At 34.3% G+C, this 22,952-nt stretch carries 19 protein-coding genes and 1 tRNA gene; 13 read left to right on the top strand and 7 right to left on the bottom strand.

Annotation, left to right across the window (positions count from 1 at the left end; genetic code table 11):
• Positions 1-46 precede the first annotated feature (46 nt).
• Positions 47-406 (top strand): hypothetical protein, encoded by a 360-nt coding sequence (locus tag CJF12_RS02280; RefSeq protein ID WP_034684051.1) that lies wholly within the window; start codon positions 47-49, stop codon positions 404-406.
• A gap of 195 nt (positions 407-601) precedes the next feature.
• On the opposite strand, the gene CJF12_RS02275 is transcribed toward CJF12_RS02280, so the two are convergent.
• Positions 602-1,189: an ASCH domain-containing protein gene (locus tag CJF12_RS02275; RefSeq protein ID WP_034684050.1), complete on the bottom strand. Its 588-nt coding sequence runs from the start codon at positions 1,187-1,189 to the stop codon at positions 602-604.
• A 174-nt stretch (positions 1,190-1,363) separates the two neighbouring features.
• On the opposite strand from CJF12_RS02275, the gene CJF12_RS02270 reads away from it, so the two are divergent.
• The 3 genes from CJF12_RS02270 (at position 1,364) to CJF12_RS02265 (ending at position 4,043) form a co-directional block, all read left to right on the top strand.
• A complete protein-coding gene (locus CJF12_RS02270) occupies positions 1,364-2,737 on the top strand; it encodes a T9SS type A sorting domain-containing protein (protein ID WP_034684049.1) in 1,374 nt (457 codons plus the stop codon).
• Between the two features lie 238 nt (positions 2,738-2,975).
• Entirely contained in the window at positions 2,976-3,110 is a 135-nt protein-coding gene (locus CJF12_RS20330; protein ID WP_262483410.1) for a hypothetical protein, read from the top strand.
• 147 nt (positions 3,111-3,257) lie between these two features.
• Complete coding sequence (locus tag CJF12_RS02265) at positions 3,258-4,043, top strand: GLPGLI family protein (RefSeq protein WP_157759835.1); 786 nt, start codon at positions 3,258-3,260, stop codon at positions 4,041-4,043.
• 61 nt (positions 4,044-4,104) lie between these two features.
• Here CJF12_RS02265 and CJF12_RS02260 read toward each other — a convergent pair.
• The 3 genes from CJF12_RS02260 to CJF12_RS02250 all read right to left on the bottom strand — a co-directional run bounded on the left by CJF12_RS02260 (position 4,105) and on the right by CJF12_RS02250 (position 9,058).
• Positions 4,105-4,176: transfer RNA gene (locus CJF12_RS02260), tRNA-Arg, on the bottom strand.
• Positions 4,177-4,250: 74 nt separating this feature from the next.
• The gene (locus CJF12_RS02255) at positions 4,251-6,020 is read right to left on the bottom strand and encodes a TonB-dependent receptor (RefSeq protein WP_034684047.1); all 1,770 of its coding nucleotides are present in this window, start codon (positions 6,018-6,020) and stop codon (positions 4,251-4,253) included.
• Positions 6,021-6,094: 74 nt separating this feature from the next.
• Positions 6,095-9,058: a tetratricopeptide repeat protein gene (locus CJF12_RS02250; protein WP_034684045.1), complete on the bottom strand. Its 2,964-nt coding sequence runs from the start codon at positions 9,056-9,058 to the stop codon at positions 6,095-6,097.
• A 239-nt stretch (positions 9,059-9,297) separates the two neighbouring features.
• Here CJF12_RS02250 and CJF12_RS02245 point away from each other — a divergent pair, with 239 nt between their 5' ends.
• The 4 genes from CJF12_RS02245 to CJF12_RS02230 all read left to right on the top strand — a co-directional run bounded on the left by CJF12_RS02245 (position 9,298) and on the right by CJF12_RS02230 (position 15,065).
• The gene (locus CJF12_RS02245; RefSeq protein ID WP_051887264.1) at positions 9,298-11,541 is read left to right on the top strand and encodes a CocE/NonD family hydrolase; all 2,244 of its coding nucleotides are present in this window, start codon (positions 9,298-9,300) and stop codon (positions 11,539-11,541) included.
• Positions 11,542-11,656: 115 nt separating this feature from the next.
• A complete protein-coding gene (locus CJF12_RS02240; RefSeq protein WP_034684043.1) occupies positions 11,657-13,339 on the top strand; it encodes an APC family permease in 1,683 nt (560 codons plus the stop codon).
• Positions 13,340-13,674: 335 nt separating this feature from the next.
• On the top strand, positions 13,675-14,022 hold the full coding sequence (locus CJF12_RS02235) for a DUF962 domain-containing protein (protein WP_051887263.1): 348 nt from the start codon (positions 13,675-13,677) through the stop codon (positions 14,020-14,022).
• Between the two features lie 695 nt (positions 14,023-14,717).
• Complete coding sequence (locus CJF12_RS02230) at positions 14,718-15,065, top strand: DUF4377 domain-containing protein (protein WP_051887262.1); 348 nt, start codon at positions 14,718-14,720, stop codon at positions 15,063-15,065.
• A 92-nt stretch (positions 15,066-15,157) separates the two neighbouring features.
• On the opposite strand, the gene CJF12_RS02225 is transcribed toward CJF12_RS02230, so the two are convergent.
• Positions 15,158-16,090 carry an SPFH domain-containing protein gene (locus CJF12_RS02225; RefSeq protein ID WP_034684039.1) on the bottom strand — a complete coding sequence of 311 codons (933 nt, stop codon included), beginning with the start codon at positions 16,088-16,090 and terminating at the stop codon, positions 15,158-15,160.
• A 65-nt stretch (positions 16,091-16,155) separates the two neighbouring features.
• Entirely contained in the window at positions 16,156-17,511 is a 1,356-nt protein-coding gene (locus tag CJF12_RS02220) for a deoxyguanosinetriphosphate triphosphohydrolase (RefSeq protein WP_034684035.1), read from the bottom strand.
• Between the two features lie 70 nt (positions 17,512-17,581).
• Between CJF12_RS02220 and CJF12_RS02215 the strand changes: the two genes are divergently transcribed.
• The 3 genes from CJF12_RS02215 (at position 17,582) to CJF12_RS02205 (ending at position 20,253) form a co-directional block, all read left to right on the top strand.
• Positions 17,582-18,316, top strand: a complete 735-nt coding sequence (locus CJF12_RS02215) for an endonuclease (RefSeq protein ID WP_034684032.1) — start codon at positions 17,582-17,584, stop codon at positions 18,314-18,316.
• Between the two features lie 111 nt (positions 18,317-18,427).
• Positions 18,428-19,057: a class I SAM-dependent methyltransferase gene (locus tag CJF12_RS02210; protein ID WP_034684030.1), complete on the top strand. Its 630-nt coding sequence runs from the start codon at positions 18,428-18,430 to the stop codon at positions 19,055-19,057.
• Positions 19,058-19,539: 482 nt separating this feature from the next.
• Positions 19,540-20,253, top strand: coding sequence for a glycosyltransferase family 32 protein (locus CJF12_RS02205; RefSeq protein ID WP_051887261.1), 714 nt, complete (start codon positions 19,540-19,542; stop codon positions 20,251-20,253).
• Positions 20,254-20,440: 187 nt separating this feature from the next.
• On the opposite strand, the gene CJF12_RS02200 is transcribed toward CJF12_RS02205, so the two are convergent.
• Complete coding sequence (locus tag CJF12_RS02200; RefSeq protein WP_034684028.1) at positions 20,441-20,776, bottom strand: DMT family transporter; 336 nt, start codon at positions 20,774-20,776, stop codon at positions 20,441-20,443.
• Between the two features lie 647 nt (positions 20,777-21,423).
• On the opposite strand from CJF12_RS02200, the gene CJF12_RS02195 reads away from it, so the two are divergent.
• Both CJF12_RS02195 and CJF12_RS02190 read left to right on the top strand, forming a co-directional pair.
• Entirely contained in the window at positions 21,424-21,924 is a 501-nt protein-coding gene (locus CJF12_RS02195; RefSeq protein WP_034684095.1) for a MepB family protein, read from the top strand.
• Positions 21,925-21,974: 50 nt separating this feature from the next.
• A complete protein-coding gene (locus CJF12_RS02190; protein ID WP_034684026.1) occupies positions 21,975-22,697 on the top strand; it encodes an AAA family ATPase in 723 nt (240 codons plus the stop codon).
• Positions 22,698-22,952 lie beyond the last annotated feature (255 nt).

The raw sequence follows: 22,952 nt of genomic DNA, 5'->3' as shown, positions 1-22,952 counted from the left end.
TTCTATTTAGCACAATTAAGTATATATTTGCCAAAAATTTACTTTCATGAACTATAAACTTGCGCTTAATATGCAGGAGCGTAACTCTAACATTGTTTTTAATACGATCTTATTTGATTTCTTTAAAGTGAATATTGTTGAGAGGTATGCCGGATCGATGAATTTTAATCCAAAATTATGTGAGGTTTTATTTAAGGTAAGAACTTTAGATGATCAGCTCATTAAAAAAAAGGATGATAATATAAGAGTGAAAATTAAGGGAGATGATTATGAAATTTATCAGAGACTAACCCAAAAATTGAATTCGTACGAATACAAAAACAAACTAATCAACAGAAAAGAAGCTGAGGAGGAATATGTTCATTTTATTTTGAGTTTAGTAATTGCTAATTATAATCTCAATTAATATTATATAATAATCTGCAACACAATATTTTATTATTTAACTCCATTGTTGTCAATAAAGTATTTAAAACTACAGATGACTTTGTTGCAACTTCAATATCCGCTTGACATTTGCCAATGATCCTTTTATATCTGTAAGAGGAATTTTTTAATGAAACTCGAAATTGGATTTTTTTAAAATAAAATTTACATGCCCTTAATTATACGGCAATCCTTTTTTAAGATATTCTTTTCCTAACGGTGAGAGCTCATACCCGATTTGTAGGCTTATTGTTAAACCCAGATTCTTTAGTTTTCGGATATTTAGTTTTAGCCATTCTTTTTCAAATCCTGTTAAATCTGCGATTCCAATTGCATGAAAATTAGGATTTTCATTTATGGCATATAAGACAGATTTTGTCCAGGGACCCGATTTACTAAACTGATCCAACCGTTCCAGTTTTCTTGTCAGGTCCTCAAATTCCTGTTTTGATAGTTCCGATTGTTCTCTTAAATCAATTCGGGGATCTGGCGAATGATAACTGACTGTTATTTTAAAAAGCGTTCCCTTATTGCTGGATATAAGCGATTTCAGCAATTGTTTTTTGTCTGTAAAACCCGCATTCAGAGCATCTTTATCCGTTATGTCATTTTCACTAATGGCTTCAACAGCACGGATTTCAACCAAGCCTATAGAAGTATGTAAAAGACTTCCTTTATTTACAGAAGCCTTTTGCCAATTGCGAAAAGCTAGACTAATTTTCCCGGATTTGATCCCTTGCAAATGTATTTCCTTAAACAACATACTAAGTTAAATTTACTTGATTCTTGTATTGGTATAGTTCATCCCTACCTAAATAATATTAATGAAAATAAAAATCTAAATTTTATACAAATACCAATAATAAAAACGTAAAATATTTCATTTTAATGTTTACATGTCTATTTTAAGTATATTTAAAGCAAACTTTTAACCACAATGAAACGACAATTATTCTTTAAAAAGCAGGTATTTGTCCTGCTCTTCTTTTCCCTATTTTCTTTTTTATGTGCACAAAATAACAGTTGGCAGCCTCTTGGCCCCAATGATTTTAGTCAACCTTCTTTTGGAACCTCTGATATTACAAGTCTTAGTATTGCCCCCAATGGGACCATCTACTTTGGTTATAGTGATTATAGCAACAATGGCAAAGCTACAGTAAAGAAATTTAATGGAATCAATTGGGAAACGGTGGGAGTAGAAGGATTTTCCGATGGTATTATTTTACAGATAAAACTGACTACAGCTCCGGACAGCACTCCTTATATAGCTTATCAGGATTATGCACACGGAAATAAAACTAGTGTTATGAAATTTAATGGTACTAATTGGGAAACAGTAGGTACACCTGGTTTTTCAACGGGGCCTGCCATCTTTACAAGCTTAGTAATAGCTCCCGGTAATATACCTTATTTAGGATATTCTGATCTTAATAATAGCAACAAAGCTACTATCATGAAGTTTAATGGTAACAACTGGGAAACTTTGGGTACAGGGGGAATTTCTGCGGGAGATGCTCAATATGTAAGTCTTGCTCTGGCACAAAACGGTACACTTTACGCAGGGTACCGAGATATCGTTAATGGCGGAAAAGCTACGGTGAAAAAGTTTGATGGAGCCAACTGGGTTACCGTAGGTACGGAAGGGTTTTCGACAGATATGAGCGCTGCGTACACTAGTCTTGTTATAGCTCCTAATGGTACTCCTTATATTGGTTATTCAGATTTCTATGACACTGAGAAAGCTACTGTTATGAAATTTAATGGGAGTAATTGGGAAACAGTAGGCCCTGCACAATTTTCTGATGGCACTGCCGTTTATACCTGTCTGGCTATATCACCTGACGGGAGCCCCTATATGGCCTACTCAGACGGTACCAATAACTGGAAAGCTACTGTAAAAAAATTTAACGGAACAAGCTGGATGACCATAGGTACACCCGGAATATCTGCAGGAGGCATTAATTATTATACTGACCTTTCCTTCACTCCGGATAGTAAAAAAATAATTATCGGATACAGTTTATCTACATCCAATGGGATTTTTGCGAAATATTACGATACCGCTGAATTGAATATCAGTGAAACCGAAATCCAACACCCAGGCATCTATCCTAATCCAACTAAAGGAGAACTCAATATAAAGACAGCTAAAAAAATAAAATCCGCAACAGTCTTAGACCTATCCGGAAGAATCATTTTAACAACCTCATCATCCAAAGTGAATATTTCTTTTGTACCCAAAGGTGCATACATGCTCAATATTCAGTTCTCAGATGGTACTACTTTCTCTCAGAAAATAATGAAAGAGTAATGATATTTTTTTCAAAAAAGGAGTTTTTCGCAATCAAAACATAAAAAAACTGTTGCATAGCGATAGTGAAATATATTGTTTTAATTTACTGAATTCATGCTGTCTTTATTTTAAATTACTATTATTATATATAATTAAAAAGTTTTAGTAAAAATTAACTCCCATAATAGAGAATAAAAACATTTTGTATAATTGTAAAAGATTCGAATCTTAAAATATTAATCTTAAACAATTTACAATGAAAAAACTATTATTATTAGCAACTTTCGCAGTTGCAGGAGTTATTAGTGCAAAAGACAATTCAGTTACAAAAACAGAAATAAAAAAGCAGTTGCATTTAGTTGCGTACCTGTACCATATAGTTGTGGGGTAAGTGGATATGCTTGTGGTGACACCGTTCAGGAAATGCTTACCAACGCGTGGGATGGAGACACTCTATTCTGTGGTTAATTATATAATTATAGAAATATGGAAGGCATTTTCACAATGCCTTTCTGTACACTATTAAAAAATGGGTATTATGAGTAAAAATATTTTTTTTCTTACATTAATTTTTCTTTCTTCACTACTTTTTTCACAACAAAAAAACTATTCTTTTGGTTATAGGCTGGAATATGTCCCAGATTCAACCAATGTTCTTAATACAAGAATGGAAAACTTTACTTTATTTGTTGAAAATGGAAAATCCTATTTCGTTAGTGATAACTTTATTAAACGAGATTCAATTATTAAGACTTTTAGTAACCTACAAAATTTAAATTTTTCTAATACTCCCAATACTCGCTTCAAATCTGTTTTAATTAAGAATAAGGAAAAAAACAGTCTTACTTTCTATGATAATGTTTTAAAATACTTTTTTAGCTATAATGAAAGTCCAAGATTTGAATGGAAATTGATTGATGAAAAACAGAAAATTGGAACTTACTCTTGTTTTAAAGCTGAAACAGAATATGGCGGAAGAAAGTGGACAGCTTGGTATACTAAAGAGATTCCTTTTCAGGATGGTCCTTATAAATTTAATGGATTACCAGGATTAATAGTTAAAATTTCAGACTCTGAAAATAACTTTACTTATGAATTGAGCAGTATAAAGAAAAGCAACCTGCCAGAAAATGTGATATTTAGTAAAAAATATTTGGAAAAGCATAAGAAACTATCTAAGGAAGATTATATAAAAGCCATTAAAAACATTAATGAAAACATTATTAATGAGCTTTCTATGAGTGGTTTAAAAATAGCTCCTGAAAGTGTAGAGGCTGCTAAAGCAAATCTTAAAAGAAAAAACAATCCAATCGAGCTAAAATAAACAATTTAATTATAATAACTTTTTTAAATGAGAAAAACCCCTATAAATAGGGGTTTTTTAGTGACCGCAGAAGGATTCGAACCCTCACTGTCGGAGCCGAAATCCGAAGTTCTATCCATTAAACTATGCAGCCTTATTCATGAGTAATTAATGATAAGTAATAAGTAATTTAGATATTACTCATTAATCATTACTGATTACCTATGATTAGAAACTAATCTTCACACCACCCAAAATCTGGGCACCCAATACTTTATACCCTTTATAGGTCTGGTAGTTGGAGTTCAGAAGATTATTTCCGGTTGCAAAAATACTGAAATTTTTGTGAAATTTATACTCCGCGGAAAGATTTAAATCAGCATAACCACCAACTTTATCATTGGTATTCTCTGTAGACTGATACATCATTGCCGGATTGGCAACACCTTCAATAGAGTAAGAGTTTGTCGTTCTGTCACTTGCAAAGATTCCTTTGAATCCTAACAATAGTTTTTTGTCCAGCATAGTGTACTTAGCACCAATGCTTGCATTGAACAATGGAACGTTATAAATATTATCGTAATTCTTTAAATTGTATTTTGTGAAATGAAGTTCAGCATCCAAAATCAGATTTGCTAAAGGAAAATACTGAACACTACCTTTGATATCACTTACGTTTCCGTCATCATAAACAGCGGAGAATGTATTGGCAAAATTGTAGGCAGAACGATTTAATGTATAATCATTGTTGAATAAATCATTGGCTTTGAAGAATAGGATATCTCTCATTTTTCCAAAACCTGCAGAAAAGTCATATTTGATTGTTTCATCAATATCCCCTCTTAAACCGGCATAGAAATGATATCTTGTTTCCGTTGGTCTCAACATCTGATCAGAAAGGATAAACGGATTTTGCTGCAATAAATCACTGTACGTATTCAGCTTTAAACCACCATCTACCCCACCGTAGAATTTAAATTCTTTTGCAGCTGCAAACTGGAATTCAGCTTTTGGAAACCAATAGCTTTTATTATTCTTCATCTGTTCTGCCATCAGGTCATTTGAATTTTTACCATTCAGGAATGCAAATGAAGAACCTAACATTAAATAAGACTCTCCTTTAGCGAAAGTAACTTTAGGATCTAAAGTAGCATTGAAAAAGCTTGATGAGTTTCTGTCTCTGATCGCGAAATCAGTTTTCACAGTTTCCAGTCCTACTCCTAAATCAGCATTCATAACGATCCCGCTTTTGGACAAATCGACTGCATGTTTTGATAAGTTCACCAAAACGGAAGCCTGATTTTCCTGAGCATCAAAACGATCCTTTAAAAATGAAGACTTCACTCTTACATCGTTCAAAATTTCATTAGAATAAAAGTCATAGTATCCGTTTACATTAAACTGATTCACTCTTTGTTTTAAATCAACATCAGCAGCCGGTTCAAGAGCATAAATTCCGTAATACCTGTTATTATCCAGTCCATATTGAGCATTTAGGTTAAACTTCCCTTTTTCTCCATAAGAATTTAAGAAAGCTCCAATACTTGCAGAACTCTGTTTAGAATCCCACGCATATTCTCTTCTTAATCCTAATGTTGAAAGGAAATGTACATCTGCTCCTACTTCCAGTTTGTTATTAAGGGTTTTGGAAATATTAGCGTCTCCTAAAATTTTCCCATAGTTCCCCATTCCAAACTGTAGATAGTTATTCTGTGCAGTTCCGTCAAATTTTGGAGTAACGTCTTCCCCTTGAATCGTAGAAGTTTTGAAGTCAGAAACCGCAGGAACATCCGTAATCCTGTATTGTACAGGATTCTGAGACTTTTCTTCCGGCGGATAATTCTTAATAGTTTCCACGGAAGTCTTTTTCTTTTCGATTTTTCTGACTTCCGGTTCTCTTTTTTTATTAAGAATCAGCTTTTCTTCTTTAATCTGGGAAAACGCAATCTGCGAAGCCCCTAAAAATAATATGGATAATATTTGAATTCTTCTGTTCATTACTTATTATTGTATTTATGTAGTCACGTAAAATGTATTAATGATCTTAATACTCGTTAATACGAAGTACATTTTTACTTTTTAATCTGCTTTTTAACCTCTTTTGCTTCGGCAACAATCTCAGGGAAATCTTTGTAATTGGCAATAATCTGATCACAAGTATAACTTGCCTGATAATTATCTTTTAATCCGATATAGTTTTTCGCCATCAGTACCAACGCTTTTGCTCCCCAATATTCTTCTGAAGAATAATTATTCGCCAGTTTAAATATGGTTTCATTAGAAGATTTAAAAGCTTTTCCTTTGTTCTGATAGAATGCTTTAGCATATAAAGCTTCTGCTGCTACTTCGGTATTCGAAGATTTTTCCAGTGAAGCATAAGCTGCCTGTGCATCCTTATCTTTTCCGGAATTCATAGAACTTCTTGCCTTGATTACTTTGGCAGTTTCAATAACTGCGGCAGAGTTTTTATTGTTTGCGATTACTGCATCCGCCAATTTTTCAGCTTGTGAGAAATTCTTTTCTTCAGCATACATTTTCATCAGCTCTACATTAGCGTAGTTTCTGATACCGATGTCAGAAGAATTTCTAATATTCTCCAGATATTTCTTAGCTTCTGCCGTATTACCCTGGGCTACATAAATCTGAGATAAACGGGTTTGTGCATCATCCTGGTAATCATTCTGAACGTTGGCTACTTCCTGAAGCACCAATAATGCTTTTGTCGTATTTTTCGTTTGGTAATAACTTTCTCCCAATTCGTATTTCGCCTGATAAAGCCCTTCTCCTGTCGGATTCTGGGTCAAATATTTCTCATAGTAAGAGATGGCGTTTTTGTAGTCCTTCTTAGTAAAGTACTGTTTTCCGGTAGAAAGGTTGATTTCATCAATTTCAGAAGCAGCTACATTCACCCCAATATTTCTGGCGAAGCTTTCGTATCCTGCAACATCCCCATTTTTCGTAAAGATAGGCTTGGCAGCCTGAACTATTTTCTGAGCATAGGCCGTATTCTTATACTGTTCTCCTAAAGATTTCAGTTCAGAAAGTGCCTTATCATTTTGATTCTGATCAATATAATTCTGAGCTCTGTAGATAGAAGCATTAGCTATCAAATCTTTATCCGAAGATGTTTTAATAACTTTTGCGAAATAATCATTGGCATTAGCATAATCATCCTGTGCAGCATACGCTGTTCCGATCTCATATTGCGAGTCATCATAATATTCAGATCCCGGATACTTGGATAAAAGTGTTTTCAGGTTATTGATTTTCGCCTGAGTATCACCTTTAAATCCTAAAGCCATTGCTTTCTGATATAAAGTATAATCCGTTGAGTCCTCATTTTTATCATAGATAGCAATCGCGTCGTTCAGCTCATTATTCGCATAATGAATATCTGCCAGACGAAGCTCAGCATCATTTTTAAATTCAGGTTTTGGATTGGTCAGGTATTGCTTGAAATAGTTCTGTGCCTGATCAAACTTTTTAGATTTAAAATAGGCATATCCCAAATCGTAAGGTAACTGCTGCTTTTCAGGGAAAGTCGCAGTCAATAGTTTTTCATAACGTACAATTGCAGATGGATAATTTCCTTTTTGATAATAAGTCTGAGCAAGCCAGTATAATGCTCTGCTGTTGAATTCTTTATTGATATTAAAGGCCAGACTTCTTAAAAAGTACTTTTCTGCCTCATCATAATTCCCTTTATTGAATTCTTCTGTTCCTAATAAATAAGAAACTTCCTGATCTACTTTATCGATATCAGGAGACGAGCTTTGCAGCCTGTCAATTGCATTAAGAGTTTCTTTATAGTTTCCTGAATACAGATATGATTTCACTAAAAGTGATCTCATCTCAGCAGCATTTGCTTCATTCTGATTCGCGTTGATATAGCTTTGGATTACTGCAGACGGGCTCTCAAATGGATTACCGATATCGTAGCTTAGTTTTGCGTATTGCTCATGAGCCAGCTTCTTCACTTTAGCATCATAGTCCATTTGGTAAGACGAACGGAACGCCGAAAGTGCTTCCTGCTTTTTATCAACTGCCAGGTAAGCATTACCTAACTGATAATAAGCATTCTGAGCTAATGCAGAATTACTATTGATTAACTGATTATAATAGGAAACAGCTTCATCATACTTTTTCAGCTGTGCTGCTATAAATCCGATTTCATAAAGATCATTTTCAGAAGGGTTCTGCTGAACACTCAGATAATCTTTCAGATGTGGATAAGCCGAAGCGTAATCATTCTTCATGAAATAACTTTCACCAATGATCTTATGAACCTCCGCTTTATATGAATCTGAAATATTTTCACTCAGTAGCAGATTTCCTTCAGAAATTGCTTTATCATAATCCTTATCATTATAATACATCTGAACATAATAAGGACGAACCAGCTTCGAATATTTCGGCTGGTCCTTTACTGAATCAAAATACTGAAACGCTTTATCATTTTGTCTGTTCGAATAATATAAGTGGCCCAGCATATAAGCAATATCTCCTCTTTGAGATTCATCGCCCGTTTTATAAGCTTCTTCCAGGGCATCAATCGCTCCTTTAGAATCTCCGGTCATGAATTTAGCATATCCCAGTTTAAGAATATACTGTGTATTTTCTGCCTTTGATAGCTGATATTGGTTTACTTTCTTCAAAGTTTCCAATGCCTTATCAAAATCTTTTTTTGCCAGATAATAATCTGCCAGCGGTAAGTTAGCCTGAGCAAAATATGCAGAATTCGGATATTCTTTCATAAAAGCCGTAAGACCTTCTTCCGCATGATTCTTTTGCAGGATCACTCCGATGACATTATCAAAAAACTGCGCCCCTTCTTTTCTGGACCTGGACAAATTTTGATTGTAAAAATATTGTCTGGCATATTCGTATTGAGAGGCGTTGTATATTTTGGTCTGATAAAGATTTTCAGCTAGATTGAATCTATAATTTTCTTTCTGGGTAAAGTATTGGGACTGTTGAGCTTCGGAGATTCCGAAATAGATCACAGCAGCCGCTAAAAGTATTTTTTTTGATTTCATTCTTTATTTGAATAAAAAAATTAGTCTATATAAGTTAACGAAAATATTAAAAACTTATTGTTTAAGCAAGTTTTAAAAGGTTTAATAATCTAAAACATTCAATTAAACACATTTCACGATTTCATGATAAAAATTGATTATTTTCGTATCATAAAGTGAAAACGATAATAATAACAAATTATCAGAAAAAATATTTTGATTTTATCCTCATTCTACACCATCTAAAAACATACCATTACATGAAAATTAGAATACTTTTAGCATTAATATTTGTAAATTTTCTGCAAGCCCAGAAATTTTACTTTCCAATAACTGCCGTAACAGACTCTTTGGTTCTTGAACAACAAATGTCCGGTCTTGCATCCAAGCTAATGACTCAACCACCCTTACTTAAGCTTAAACAGCAAAATCCACTTAATTTCTCTGATAATCTTTTCCGTCTGGAAATCATTTCAAAAGAATACAAGAAATCTATCATTACTTTATCAGATTATCGTAATCAGTTTGCTGAGCATAATATGGCAGGATACAAATTCATTGCATATGAGGTATACAGCTTAGCAAAGCTGACTGAAAAAACAGAAAACATTCTTTTCCCCAATGCTCTGCAAAAGGCATTTGACAAAAAATACAACAGTCTCTCGGACAAAATGCTTCCAAGATTGGAAATTAGTTTTGACGGAGACGTTCATAACTTCAGGAAAGTTTTGAAAAAAACATTGGACAAACAGAAAGATACTGATAGTATAGACTATCCGTCTGCTTTAGCTTTATGTAAAAGTTACCTGGACTATAAAGCCTACTCCCGCATTAAGCCTCAGGTTATGCAGTTGCTGGCATTAAAAGATCGGGAAAAATTCATTATTGAAACCAAGGATTTTAAAACTAAAAATGGAAACACGTTAACGATTACCATTATCAGAAAAAAAGAAAATAAATCCCCTCTTCCTGTTATTCTTACCAATAATATCTATGCGGGACCGCTAGATTCTTATTTTGGAAAAAGAGTTGCCATTTATAATTATGTAGGTGCGGTAGTCAATACCCGTGGCAAAAGAACCAGTAACGATGTAAACAATCCTTTTGAGCATGAATCTCAGGATATCTATGAGGTCATTGACTGGGTTAGCAAACAACCCTGGAGCAATGGTAAAGTTGGAATGATTGGTGGAAGTTATCTGGGGTTCAGCCAATGGGCGGCTGTAAAAAAATTACACCCTGCACTCAAAACAATAGTTCCTCAGGTTGCTGTGGGAATAGGAATAGATTATCCTGCCCAAAACAACATATTCATGAGCTATATGCTTCAATGGATTAACTACGTCACTAATAACAAGTTTACAGATGAAGCAGATTTTAATAATTTTCCAAAATGGGATTCTATCAATACTGCATGGTACAAAAGCGGCAAATCTTTCAGAGCTTTAGACTCCATAAGTGGCAAACCCAATACAATATTCCAAAGGTGGCTCGATCATCCGGGGTATGATGCATATTGGCAGAAAATGGTTCCTTACCAACAGGATTTTGCTAAAATAAATATCCCCATATTAACCACCACCGGATATTACGATGATGACCAGATTGGAGCATTATCCTATTTTAAAGCGCACCACCGGTATAATAAAAATGCAAACCATTATTTAGTAATAGGACCTTACAACCATGGAGGCGCACAAAGCTTCGGTTTTACTTTTGTCAATGGTAATCCTATAGATCCTGTAGCAAGAATAAGTATTGATGATCTGGCTTTTTCCTGGTTTGACTATATCCTTAAAAATGGCAAAAAACCAGATCTCTTAAAAGACAAAATCAACTTCCAGGTCATGAACACCAACACATGGAAACATGTCTCTGATCTTGAAAAAATGCATACTTCAACACTCAAATTTTATTTGCAGAATCACAATGAAAAGACACCTTCTGTTTTTAAGACCCCTGAAAATAAAAGTTTCACCCTGCAAACTGTTGATTTTAAAACCCGTGATCAAAAGGAAACCTATCATACTGTAAGTAAAAACGACAGTATAAAAACAACTAACTCTCTTTACTTTGAAAGTGAGGTACTGGATAAAGATCTTATTATGAGTGGAAATATATCCGGTTTTTTCAATGTTTCCATTAACAAAAAAGACATTGATACCGATACTTATTTATACCAGATAAAACCGGATGGTAAAGCTTTTTTATTATCAACCCATATCGTAAGAGCGAGTTATGCAAAAGACAACGAGCATCGCCAACTTCTTAAACCGGGTAAAACAGAACAGATCCCGATAAAAAATTCAATAATGATGAGCAAAAAAATAGAAAAAGGAAGCAAACTGGTACTATTAGTCGGTGTCAACAAAAGTCCTTCCTGGCAGATCAACTACGGAACAGGAAAAGATGTAAGTGACGAGACCATTAAAGATGCGGGTGAGCCATTGGAAATAAAATGGTATAATGACAGTTATGTCGAAATACCTGTTTATAAAGAATAAAAACATTTGATTTACCTAAACTTTAGCATTTTTTTCTAAATATTGTTACCATCATTAACACCAAAATAAAAAATCATTACATTTGCTTTTTTTCAAACTCAAATATAGACATTGAATGAATCAACTTTTCAGAAGGAAAAACTATTCAGAGACAGATACATCTACTAGCCTTTTAAGGGTTTTGGGTGTTTGGGATATCGTTTTTTTTGGTATTGCAGCCATTATAGGGGCGGGAAGCTTCAGCAGTTTAGGTGAAGCGGTTTTCAGAGGCGGCCCCGGAGTGATTCTACTATATTTGATTTGTGGCTTTGCATGTGGCTTTACAGCACTTTGTTATGCTGAGTTTGCCAGCAGAATTCCCACAGCAGGTTCTGCTTATACTTATGCGTATGCCAGTTTCGGAGAATTAATTGCATGGATCATCGGCTGGGCATTAATTATGGAATATTCTTTTGGGAATATCTACGTTGCTTTTTCATGGTCAGATTATTTCACCAGCTTTTTAGAAAGGCTTGGAATGCATATTCCTGATTACCTTACATGCAGTTACACAGAAGCTAAAAAAGCTTTCATTAATGGTTCTGAAAATAAAGAATTGCTTAATGCCTGGAAAACAGCTCCTTTAATAGGAAGCTTAAAATTCATTGTCGATGTTCCTGCATTGGTCATCAATGGATTGATCACATGGCTTTGTTATGTAGGTGTAAAAGAAAGTAAAAACTTTAATAATTCACTCGTTATCTTAAAGCTCGCTGTCATTGTTTTAGTGATTTTGGTAGGTTTCTCTTATATAAATACGGAAAACTGGACACCTGTAAATCCGGAAACACAAGTAGCCTCTTTCATGCCTAATGGCTTTGCCGGTGTGATGAGTGCAGTTTCAGGGGTTTTCTTTGCCTACATTGGCTTTGATGCTTTAAGTGTATTGTCTGAAGAAACAAAAGACCCACAAAAAACACTCCCGAAAGGAATGATCATTTCCCTGGTACTTTGTACTGTAATCTATATCGCTCTGACATTGGTACTTACAGGGATGGTCGATTACAGAAAATTTGATGGTATCGGAGATCCTCTTTCATTCATATTTGAAAAGTCCAATGCGAATGTTGCCTGGATGGAGCTTGTCGTTTCTTTCGTAGCCATAGTAGCCATCACTACCGTATTACTGGTATTTCAGATGGGACAGCCAAGAATCTGGTATGCTATGAGCCGGGACGGATTAATGCCTGAAAAATTTAAAACCGTACACCCTAAATATAAAACTCCTTCATTTGCTACCATTGTCACAGGTATTGCAGTAGGAGTTCCTATCTTATTTACGGATAAATCATTTATTCTTGATTTCACGAGTATCGGAACCATTTTCGCTTTCGTATTGGTTTGTGCGGGAGTTCTAATGCTTCCTGCCAAAGAAAAAATTAAAGGAAGATTTCACCTTCCTTATATCAATGGGAAAATCATATTCCCTCTTATTTTCATTGGTGGATTAGTAGGATTTTATATCTGGCAGCCTGAATTTTTCCATAATTTAATGGATTGGAATGATCCTAAGGAAGGAGAATTCAGAGCTTCAATTTTTGTTTTTATTATCTTCAACCTGGTGCTTTGTGCCTTGACCTTTATTAAAAACTTCTCATTGATTCCTTTAATCGGATTAACCTCATGTCTATATCTTCTTACAGGAATGAGTCATGAAAACTGGTTCTGGTTCGGACTTTGGTTTGCCATAGGTTTAGTGATCTATTTCTGCTATGGATACAGAAATAGTAAGCTTGGTAAGGAAATTCCAAAAGGATAATGTGTGAAAAAGCGAAAAGGCTGAAAGGCAAAATCGCTAAAAATATATAATATAAAAAAGGCAAATTTGCAGTTGAGCGAATTTGCCTTTTTATTTGTATTGGATTCATTTCTATTCTCTCAGGGCCTCGATTAAAAAATTATTCAGAAACTCTACAGTTTCACAATCTCCTTTAAAGATTATACATATCAAAGACGATTTCACCATTCAGCAATTTTGCAACCCTCATGAAGGCGATTCCACAATTCTGTGATTTTACGATTTAACAATTTCCCAATCCCACCAATTTGGCGAACTTATTGCATTAGTTTTTAGAAACTTAAAACCTATATACCATGTCTGAAAGAATAAAAACCTATAGAGAATTTTATCAGTTCTACCTTACCGAGCACAGTAAACTCGGCACCCGAATTTTCCATTTTCTGGGAACGTTGCTTGTATTTGCAGTGATTGCTTATGTGATCAGCTCCGGAAAAGAAAGATTTCTTTGGTATATTCCGATTTTCGGATATGGCTTTGCGTGGTTCAGCCATGCAGTTATTGAGAGAAATAAACCAGCTACTTTTAAGTACCCAATTTGGTCTTTAATTTCAGACTTCAGATTATTTTTTGAGCTGTTAATTGGAAAACAGAAGTTTAACGGAAATAGTGTAACCAAGCAAAATAGTCAGGATCCTGTTTAGTCCTTTATCTAAAATATCTCATTCCGAAAGAATCTAAACATAGCCAGCCAGAGTAAACCAACTTCTCGATATGGTCCATTTTATTTCGCTACTCGAAGTGACGAGATAAGAATAATAAAGTACATCTTTTTGAATGAAAGTAAAGCACGCTGATTGTCATTGACCTCGTCGAACTTTTAGTTTCTAAAAGAGTCTAAACGATTGAATGATCCATCTATAATGATAGTTGAGATCCATACGGGATGACAAACGTCGTGGATAATCTTCACTTATAATCTCTGATTTCAGGTTTAGCTCAATCTTTTGAAATTTCACTACTCGAAGTGACGGAGCCCAAAGAATGCAATGAACAATGAATTTCAGCATACTCATTACTCTCCGTATTGCTGGCAGAAAATAACAATAATCGCGTCCCTTATCAATTTACTTTTTGGAAAAATCAGACTCTTTTATTCTTTCAATAAGCTGCTGATCATCCACGCCTCCCGCCCACGATTCAGGTTTTTGAATTTTGTAATTTTCAACTTGAATTTGATTTTACATATTATAATTCTACATGTTGTTATATTTGATTAAAATAATTAATATATATTCAAATTAAATAATAAATACACAAGAAACAAGAGTAGAACAACGACTATTATTCATCATTTTCGGCACACTAATTGCCAGGTAAGTTTTTAAAATTAGATTTTATGAAAAAGATGAAAACAATTCTAAAAGGAGCTTTTCCTGTTTTAGCATTAGCGGTATTAACACAATGTACAACGACTCCAAAAACAACTTCCGGAGATCAAAAAACATTTATTGTTGGACCTCAGACTGCTGACTGTACAGGAGTAGCGCCTATGAAATGTCTTCAGGTAAAAGAAAATGCTTCAGAAAACTGGACTAATTTCTATAGCAACATTGAAGGATTTACTTATGAACCAGGTTATGAATATGTATTGCAGGTAAAAACAGAAAAAATTGCCAATCCGCCAGCTGACGGATCTTCAATCAAATACACCCTGATCAAACAAATTTCTAAAACAAAGAAATAATATAAAAAAAAGCCTTCCGAATTCGGAAGGCTTTTTTTAGTTGTTTTGCTGATTATACCAACAGAATAATATATTCGCTATACACTCAAAAATTAGTGTTCATGATCTTTAGGCGGCGGTGCATACTTTCCTTTAGTAGTTTCGCCCACCGTATTAGCTGTAGTCATAGCAACAACAAGGTCATTTAGCATTCCACTTGCAGCCGTTGGAGAGTTAGGAAGTAACACCAGACTGCTTCTATTACTTGCCCCAACAGAATGTAAAGTATCATAGTGCTGTGTCACGACAATTAATGCTGATGCTTCATGTGAATTGATATCTACATTATTCAACATTCTTACTGATTCTTCAAGACCTTTTGCAATTTCTCTTCTTTGATCGGCAATCCCTTGTCCTTGCAGTTTTTTAGACTCCGCTTCTGCTTTAGCTACAGCAACAATTCTTATTCTCTGTGCCTCAGATTCATATTCCGCAGCTGTTTTTTCTCTTTCTGCCGCATTAATTCTGTTCATGGCATGTTTTACCTGCTCATCAGGATCAATATCTGTAACCAATGCTTTAATAATATCATATCCATAGCTTTGCATCGCTTCCTGAAGCTCTGCTTTCACTGCAATAGCAATATCATCTTTCTTTAAGAAGACATCATCCAATTTTAGCTTGGGAACTTCAGCTCTTACCACGTCAAAAACATAAGATGTGATTTGATCATGAGGGCTTTCCAACCGGTAAAAAGCATCTGCCACTTGTGATCTGATCACCTGAAACTGAACGGATATTTTCATCTTTACGAAAACATTATCCAGTGTTTTCGTATCGATCATTACATCAAGCTGCTGAATCCTGAGATTCATTCTTTTAGATATCCTGTCTAAATAAGGTATTTTCAATTGCAAACCAGCATGTCGAACGGAATGAAATTTCCCCAAACGCTCCACAATGGCTGCCGTCTCCTGTTTAACAGTAAAGAAGGAAGCAAACAACGTCACCAGCCCTATGAAAATAATAATGCCTAAATATGCCATAGTTTTATAATTTTAATTGATTAGTCGTATAATATACGGATTTGTTATTTTTAATCCTATTAAAATTACATGGTCATTCCTATATCAATTCCTTTGATTTTTCTATAAAGATCCGTAGCATAATTATCAGTCATTCCTGAAACAAAATCGATAACACCAAGGACCTTCTGATATTCCGTTCCTTCCTCGTAAACAAATTGTTTAGGAATTAATTTCAATGCCTTTTTATCATAAGACTTTCGTTCATGCTCCGGCTTCAGAATAGAAGGGATAAAATGGTCGAGAAGCTCATACATCACGTTATAGCCTGCATTCTCAATTTCAACAACTGCTTTATGGTTGTAAATCTTTTCAATCGAGAAAGATTCGATATCCTGCAAAGCTTTATTCTCGGATTTATAAATATCCAACAATCCGTTTGTCAGATTACCCTGAAGTATAGTTTCGAACTCATGTTTGTAAATCTCAAGTGATTTATTGATCAGGGCATTGATCGCTTTTGCTCTCAGGTAAGAAATCTTTTCATTTTCATTTGAGATCGAAGCTAATTTATTCTTCACCCTGTCTGTATCATTACTTTCGGACTTTATCAGTTCAAAGAAAAGATTTTCACAGTCTGAAGTGGAAACAATACCCAATCTATGGGCATCTTCCATATCGATAATATTATAGCAGATATCGTCTGCCGCTTCTACCAACCATACAAACGGATGTCTTTTAAAGATATAAGGTTCTTCACTCTCAAGAATAAGATTGGTCCCTTTTGCAATTTCCAGGAAGATCTCTTTTTCGTTCTGAAAAAAACCGAATTTTTTTCTATGAATAACCCCTTTCTTTTTTGCAATGGCTTCACATGGATACTTTGCAATACTTGCCAATGTAGAAAATGTCAGCTGAATCCCTCCTTCATCTTTTCCCTGTTGCTGTTGAGCCAGTACTCGTATAGCATTGGCATTCCCTTCAAAATTGACAAGGTCTGCCCATTCTTTCTCATTAAACTTAGGCTTAAGATCCCTTTGATTTCGTTCAAAATAGCTTGCAATTGCATCTTCTCCTGAATGTCCGAAAGCTGGATTCCCGACGTCATGACACAAGCACGCTGCCGCAATTACATTTCCTAAATTATGAAGATAAAAATTTCTGGAATCTTCGGTAAGGTCATTTTTATATGTTTCAGAGATAAATTCACCTATAATACTTCCCAAACTTCTGCCCACTGAAGAAACTTCCAGTGAATGGGTCAGCCTGTTATGTACAAAAACACTCCCTGGAAGCGGAAAAACCTGGGTCTTATTCTGCAGTCTTCTGAAAGCAGATGAGAAGATGATCCTGTCGAAATCTCTCTGAAAATCAGTTCTTGAAGCTTTAGTATGGGGATTGTTTCCTGTACGCTGATTAGTAAAAATCTGGTTTAAATTCATCATTTTTCAAAATTACTTCAAATTTTACTTTTACGGAATACTATTTGAACTTTTATAGAAAAATAACGCCATGCCAGAAGGTCCGTCTATACTCCTCATGAAAGAAGATCTAATTGAATTTGTAGGTAAAAAAGTTACCGATGCATCGGGAAATGCCAAATTTGATAAAGAGCCTATCATTGGAAAAATACTTCTCGAAGTCCGAACTTTTGGAAAGCAAACTTATCTGGTCTTCGACACTTTCAGCGTTAGGATTCATCTTCTCATGTTTGGTTCTTACAGCATTAACGAGCAAACAAAACCCAACACCAGTCTTCGTTTAGCATTATTTTTCAAAACTGGAAGCCTCTATTTTTATACTTGTTCCGTAAAACTTGTGGAACCTGCATTTTTAAAAACCATTGATTGGGAAGCTGATATTATGAGTGATGAATGGAATCCCCGTAAGGCCGAAAAAAAGCTGAAATCAAAACCTGAAATGATGGTATGTGATGCACTCATGAATCAGGACATTTTCTCAGGAGTCGGAAATATTATTAAAAATGAAGTTCTTTTCAGAATCGGCGTTCAGCCTGAAAGCTTAGTAGGAAACTTACCTCCTAAAAAATTAAAAGAACTTATTTCCGAAGCCCGGAATTACAGCTTTGATTTTCTGAAATGGAAAAGAGAATTTGTTTTGAAAAAGCACTGGCTTGTGCATACTAAAAACACCTGCCCGATATGTGGACAAAAATTAATAAAGAAACAAACCGGTCTCGGAAAAAGAAGAAGTTTTTATTGTGAAAAAGATCAAAAACTTTACTAGATATAACAGCTACTGAAAAGTAAATGTTGCTATCTTTGATTACCGTTGCAGAAATAAATTAAATTTCGGTATTCGGGAATAAAAACTACACTATAAAAACTCAACGACAATATGATAACCGACAACGCCTGGAAAGAACGATGGAATGAAAGATACCGTAATGATGAATTCGCTTATGGTACAGAACCCAACGAGTATTTAAAAGAACAATTGGAAAAGATTCCGGTAGGATCGATTCTTTTTCCAGCAGAAGGAGAAGGTCGCAATGCTGTCTTCGCTGCTCAACTAGGTTGGGAAGTCACTGCTTTTGACATCAGTACGGCAGGAAGAAGCAAAGCATTACAATTAGCAGAAAAGAAACAGATTACGATTGATTATCATGTTGGTGAACTTCAAACACTGAATTTTCAAAAGGATCAATTTGATTGTCTTGCTCTCATTTACGCCCATTTTCCTGCAGATATAAAATCTTCTATCCATACGATGCTTGATCAATATCTTCGCAAAGGAGGATATGTTATTTTTGAAGCCTTTAGCAAAAATCATCTTGAGTATATTGCAAGAAACGAAAAGATAGGTGGTCCGAAAGATATCGAGTCATTGTTCTCCATCGAAGAAATCAAAGCCGATTTTCCAAATTATGATGTGATAAAACTGAAAGAATCCGAGGTAGAACTTCAGGAAGGTTTATTTCATAACGGAACAGGTTCTGTCATCCGATTCATAGGAAAGAAGAAATAAACGACTAAAACTATAGATCCAAATTTAAAACCTGACAAGCCAGCTTCTTAATTCCAAATTTTAGCTTCTCTATATATAATATAACTTACGGCTATTGAAGAATTCAATATCAGCATGTAAAATATATTATTTCATAGAAGAGGCAAGATCCTTTTTGCATTGAACAATCTCCAGACCCTCCATGATAATCAGGCACCGGCTCTGTATATTAATGGTTTTCCACATGGAACTCTTTAATAAATTCTATTTCGCAAAGTTTATTTATATCTATTCTGTTTTAATCTGGAACGGTTTATGCTATTCCAGAGAAAATACAAGTGAAATAATTTTCATATTTTTGACCACGATCTAACTTTAAAGTAAAATCGTAATCAAACACAGAACACAGCTTTAAGTTTCGCAATTAATATCTGATTGCCACTATAATGAATAGTGGTTAAAAGAATTATTGTGTATCGTTTAAACCTGCTAACTCTGTAATTATGCCCATTCCAAAACAAATATTTCAAACTTTTAAGTCTAAAAAACTTCCTTGGCTGACCCAATGGTATATCTGGAATATGAAGAGAAAAAATCCCGAATACGACTATTTTTTCTATGATGATAATGATATCCAGAAATTCATAGAGGATGAATTTCCTCCCGAGTATATTGAAAATTACAACAAATTAACTATTGGTGCTGCAAAGGCAGACTTTTTCAGATATGCTATCCTATATAAAAAAGGAGGCGTTTATTTAGACATAGACAGTGCTATTACAAAGCCCCTGCGTCAATTAATCAATGAAGATGATGAAGCGGTAATCAGCAAGGAAAGACATGAGGGACTATATGTGCAGTGGGCCCTTATTTTTAATAAGAATCACCCTTTCCTGAAGAAAACACTGGAACTGATGCTGGATAATATCAAAACACACCGTTATCCTAATAATATTCATGCTACTACAGGGCCTACTGTTTTCAGCAATGGTATTAAGCAATCTCTCGCAGAAAAACCCAGCATTCCCCACAGAATATTTAATGGAATTGAATTCCGTGGATATTTACAATTTAAATATAAACTGGGTAAATTCTTTCTTTACGAAAAAAGAGCAGAACACTGGAAACAAAAACAAGTCACACAGGATATTATTAAAGTACAGGATCAACTTGGTTTATTCATCATGATACAGACCATTCTTGAAATCCTGGTATAGAAACCTCAAATATAAAAATTAAAATTACAGTTATTCTACAATAAGATTATACTGCAAAAGTTCTTGAAATCTGATTACACAAAGAAAGTCTTGTCAAAAGACTCGAATTGATTGAACAGATAAAATCATTATTTATAATAGAAATATTATAAAAAGCTATGAATTTGAGTGCTTTCAAAAATACTCACTAATGTGTTCCCATTTTGGAAAACAGATTAATCACAACCACTCCAATTACGATCAGTGCAATCCCAATGATCGCTGGCCAGTCAGGTATTTGCTTGAACGCTATCGCTCCGATACAAGTAATGCACACAATCCCTACACCAGACCATATCGCATAAGTAACCCCTATAGGAACCTGTCTAAGGGTTAGACTCATAAAGTAAAAAGCTGCAGCATATCCTACTATAGTAATTAAGGAAGGAATCAGTTTTGAAAACTCTTCAGACTTTTTCAAAAATGTTGTGGCAATGATCTCAAAAACAATTGCCAGCATAAGGTAAATATAACTGCGTCCCATAAAACTTTATTTGCAAAAGTACTAAAATTGATCTTTTTTTAAACACCTATACTCTCATTATTAATTCTGCGTAATAATTTCTCTTAAGCAATTTTGAAAAAATAAATTTTCTTAATATTTGAATTTACATTTTTCACTTTTGTGTGTTTTAAAAATTTAACATTTAATAATAATATGTATAGCATTACATTTATCAATCTTTAAATAGAGGAGTAAAATTCTTTATCAAATTAATAATTTTTACGAAAAAGACAATAATACTACATATATTTTTCTAAAAATATATTAAATTAATGTAAATAAATAATCAACAAAAACACCAATCCAAATACGTAAATATCTGATATACATCATACTTATTCTATTTGGAACACCATTTGAATATTGTAATATTGCAATTGAAAAATTAGTAAAGAAAGTATAATTAAAATTTAAAAACAAAAATGGTAACTTACGCTTTTATCGCAACATGTGTAGTCGTTTTTTCTTCTTATTTTGCAGCAGCAAGAAGAGAAAGAAATTAATTCATATCCTTAAGCTGTATTCAGCTTAAAATATTATGTTAATTGTATTGTTTATGTTTGCAGTCTGAAACCAGATCGACGCTCTTTTACTCGATGAGTAAAAGAGCCCCAAACATAAATAAAATGACCTACGAAATCAATCAACTCCAAGTTTCAGTCTTCTCAAAACTGGAATTACCCATCTCAAACGTTCATCCCGATTTAGAGTGCCAAGAGTATTTCGGCCACAACTTCCAACTGAATCAATACCATATAAAGTCAAGAAAATCTAAAATTACTCCAAAGAAGATAGGGCAATTTGTAACGCTATGGAAAAGAAATCCAGGAACTAAAGAAACGGAACCGTTTTCGTATTTGGATTATTTTGATTTTTATATCATTATTTCAGAGTCTGAACACCAGTCCGGCTTTTTCTTTTTCCCAAAATCGATATTGATTCAAAAACAAATTTTAACTTCTCCATCCAAGGAAGGCAAACGCGGATTCAGGGTTTACCCCAATTGGGATATTCCTCAAAACAAACAGGCACAAAAGACCCAGGATTGGCAAAAACAGTTTTTCATTGATTTTTCCGATGATCACTTTCTTACAAAATTTGAACAAATTTTAAACCTAAAAGATTAATCACTCTATCTTTGCACTATAATCTATTATCCAGATAATCTCTCAAATATATGAATCTGTACGATCTTATTATTCAGGACAAAGAACAGGTAACACTTCATGAGGTCTTTCTCGAAGAGTCAAATAAAGAGCAGTTAACACAACTGATCAAAGAACATACTTATATCAAAGAGCTTCAGGCGTACCACTTACCAGTCAATAATAAAGTGTTGCTTCAGGGAAGTTCGGGATGTGGAAAAAGCATGACCGCTAAAGCTATCGCCAATGCCCTAGGGAAAAACATCATTATTCTTAACCTTAGTACTATCGTTTCGTCCCGTATAGGAGAAACGTCGCAGAACATTAAAATGATCTTTGATAAAGCCGGCAGAGAAAAATCAGTTCTTTTTCTGGATGAGCTGGATCAGATTGGAAAATCAAGAGGAAGTGATGATAAAGATGTGGGCGAAATGAGAAGGCTTGTTAATACCTTACTCCAGTTGATTGATTATTACCCTCAGGATGCGTTATTGCTTTGCGCCACCAATCACCCTGATATTATTGATCCTGCTTTGCTAAGACGTTTTCAGGTGAAGATTAATTATAAAATGCCTTCTAAAGAATTTCTGGATACTTTTTACGATAATCTATTATCTAAATTTCCAGAGGATTTAAACTCCATTGAGCGTAGATATAACCTTTCTTTTGCTGAGGCAAAAGACTACACATTCACAGTTATCAAAAGAAATCTGATTAAAAAACTGGAGGCGGAAATCCAATCTATCAAGTCATAAAACTAAATATTCTTTATTATTCTCAATTAATAAGGGGCCAAATTCCGAATATTATCAGAGATATAGTTTACAACTACTCCTTGTAAATATAAAAAAATACTACGTTATCACTCAAAAGCTACTCTAATAAAACAAACCTGACTATAAGCCAGAGGCATGTGCTATTCAAAGCATACAAGTCTCAATAACAGCATCCACACCCGGCATGTTTATTGTTGATAAAATACTAATAACCAAACATGTATAAATATGAAA

It is taken from the genome of Chryseobacterium piperi (genome assembly GCF_002285635.2).
GTDB lineage: Bacteria > Bacteroidota > Bacteroidia > Flavobacteriales > Weeksellaceae > Chryseobacterium > Chryseobacterium piperi.
Note: the sequence above shows the minus strand (reverse complement) of the source record. Positions and strands in the feature narration are given on the sequence as shown.